2 protein-coding genes are annotated in these 3,128 nt (G+C 73.5%); both read left to right on the plus strand.

The features are described from left to right. Positions 1–1,264: cystathionine beta-synthase (locus AC0CYZ_RS00505; RefSeq protein ID WP_472210966.1), on the plus strand; the 1,264-nt coding region annotated here is incomplete at its 5' end. Positions 1,265–1,476: 212 nt separating this feature from the next. After that, entirely contained in the window at positions 1,477–2,625 is a 1,149-nt protein-coding gene (locus tag AC0CYZ_RS00510) for a cystathionine gamma-synthase (RefSeq protein ID WP_472210969.1), read from the plus strand. The last annotated feature ends 503 nt before the right edge of the window (positions 2,626–3,128 follow it).

The following is a 3,128-nucleotide window of genomic DNA, read 5'->3' on the forward strand; positions in this document are numbered from 1 at the left end:
CTTCAACCCCGGCGGCAGCGTGAAGGACCGCATCGCCGAGAAGATGGTGACCGCCGCGGAGGAGTCCGGGGAGCTGAAGCCCGGCGGCACGATCGTCGAGCCGACCTCGGGCAACACCGGCATCGGGCTCGCGATCGTGGCGCAGCAGCGCGGCTACCACTGCATCTTCGTGTGCCCGGACAAGGTCAGCGTGGCCAAGCAGGACGCCCTGCGTGCGTACGGGGCCGAGGTCGTCGTGTGCCCCGCCGCGGTCGAGCCGGACCATCCCGAGTCCTACTACTCGGTGTCCGACCGGCTGGCCCGCGAGACCGAGGGCGGCTGGAAGCCCAACCAGTACGCGAACCCGAACAACCCCGCCTCGCACGTCGAGTCGACCGGCCCGGAGATCTGGGAGCAGACCGACGGCCGGATCACGCACTTCGTCGCGGGCGTCGGCACCGGCGGCACCATCTCGGGGACCGGGCGCTACCTCAAGGACGTCTCCGACGGGCGGGTGCAGGTCGTCGGCGCCGACCCACTGGGCTCGGTGTACTCGGGCGGCGACGGCCGGCCGTACCTCGTCGAGGGCGTCGGCGAGGACTTCTGGCCCGCGACGTACGACCGCTCGATCGCCGACCGCATCGTCGCCGTCTCCGACGCCGACTCCTTCCTCATGACGCGGCGGCTGGGCCGCGAGGAGGCCCTGCTCGTCGGCGGGTCCTGCGGGATGGCGGTGGAGGCGGCCGCGCGGGTCGCGGCCGAGCTGGGTCCCGACGACGTCGTGGTCGTCCTGCTGCCCGACGGCGGCCGCGGCTACCTGTCGACGGTGTTCAACGACCAGTGGATGCAGTCCTACGGCTTCCTGCAGGCCGACACGGCCGAGTACACGATCGGCGACGTGCTCCGGGGCAAGGACGGCTCGATCCCCGACCTGGTGCACGGGCACCCGAACGAGACGGTGTCGGACATCGTGTCGATCATGCGCGAGTTCGGCGTCTCGCAGATGCCGATCGTCAAGGCCGAGCCGCCGGTGATGATGGCCGAGGTCCGGGGCGCGGTCACCGAGCGGGACCTGCTCGACCGGCTGTTCACCGGCAAGGCCTCGCTGACCGACCGCGTCGAGGACCACCTTGCGCCGCCGCTGCCGACGGTCGGGATCACCGAGCCGCTCTCCCAGGGCATGACCGCGCTGCAGGGCGGGGACGGGCTGCTCGTGATCTCCGACGGGCGTCCCGCGGGCATCGTCTCGCGGGCGGACGTGCTCGCGTTCCTCGCCGGCCGCTGAGGCGAGGTCCGGCCCACCCCGGCCTTCACGGCAGCAACGGCACATTCCTGGCGTCCGACGTCAGGACGGCGCCGTTCACCCGTAGGTGCTGGCCGCCTCCGCACGGCAGCAACGGCACGTTCCTGGCGTCCGACGTCAGCACGGCGCCGTTCACCCGTGGGCGAGCCACGTCCCGCCGCACCCCGCCCCGCGTCGTCGTGGAAACTGGACACGTGAGTGACCACGGCTTCGCCACGCGCGCCATCCACGCCGGCCAGGACCCGGACCCGACCTACGGGTCGGTCGTGGTCCCGGTGCACGCGACCTCGACGTTCGCGCAGGACGGCGTCGGCGGCCTGCGCTCGGGCTACGAGTACGCCCGCACCGGCAACCCCACGCGCGCCGCGCTGGAGGCCCAGCTCGCCGCGCTCGAGGGCGGCCGGCACTGCCGCGCCTACGCCTCCGGCATGGCCGCCGAGGACACGCTGCTGCGCGCGACCCTGCGCCCGGGTGACCACCTGGTCATCCCGATCGACGCCTACGGGGGCACGTTCCGGTTGGTCTCCACGGTGCTGGCCGACTGGGGCGTGCGCTACTCCGCGGTCGACCTGGCCGACCTCGACGCGGTCCGGGCGGCGATCCTCCCCGAGACGAAGCTGCTCTGGTGCGAGACCCCGACCAACCCGCTGCTCTCCATCGCGGACGTCGCCGCGCTGGCGGGGATCGCCGGGGAGCACGGCCTGCGCCTCGTCGTCGACAACACCTTCGCCTCGCCCTACCTGCAGCAGCCCCTCGCGCTCGGCGCGAGCGTCGTCGTGCACTCCACGACGAAGTACCTGGGCGGGCACTCCGACGTCGTCGGGGGCGCGCTGGTGACCTCGGACGACGACCTCGCCGCCGACCTCGCGCGGCTGCAGAACGGCATGGGCGCGGTGCCCGGCCCGTTCGACTGCTTCCTCACCACCCGCGGGATCAAGACCCTGGCGCTGCGGATGGAGCGCCACTGCGACAACGCGGAGCGGGTGGTGGAGGCCCTCGAGGCGCACGCTGCCGTCTCGTCGGTGCTCTACCCGGGCCTCGCCTCCCACCCCCACCACGAGACGGCCGCGAAGCAGATGCGCCGCTTTGGGGGCATGGTGTCGATCCGGCTGGCCGGAGGCGAGGAGGCCGCCCGGGCCCTGTGCGCGGCGACGCGGGTGTTCACCCTCGCCGAGTCCCTGGGCGGGGTGGAGTCGCTCATCGAGCATCCGGGCGCGATGACGCACGCGTCGACGGTCGGCTCGCCCCTGGAGGTCTCCGCGGACCTGGTGCGCCTCTCGGTGGGGATCGAGGACGGCGACGACCTCGTCGACGACCTGCTCGCGGCACTCGCGACGCTGTAGTCGGTCGGTCGGTCGGTCGGTCGGTTGGTCGGCCTCAGGCCCACCAGGGGCACGTGAGGCAGGTTCGGGGGCCCGCCGGCGTGCGTGGTGTGCCCGTGATCTTGGGGGGCCCGGGTGTGTGGGCGGGTGGCCCTCGGGCCGATTCGGCCTGCGTGCGCGAGGGGCACGTGAGGCAGGTTCGGAGGCCCGCCGGGCTGCGAGGTGTGCCCGTGATCTTGGGGAATGAGCGGGAGGCTCTCGACCGGTCCGGCCCACCCAGCGAGGGGCACGTGAGGCAGGTTTGAGGGCCCGCCGGCGTGCGTGGTGTGCCCGTGATCTTGGGTCGCGGGCGGTGGCCCACGGGCCGGTGCGGACCGCCCACGCGAGGGGCACGTGAGGCAGGTTCGTCGGCCCGCTGGCGTGCGTGGTGTGCCCGTGATCTGGGGTCGCGCGGGTGGCTCTCGGGCCGGTGCGGACCGCCCACGCGAGGGGCACGTGAGGCAGGTTCGGGGGCCCGCCGGGCT

This window comes from Actinomycetospora sp., from assembly GCF_055612215.1.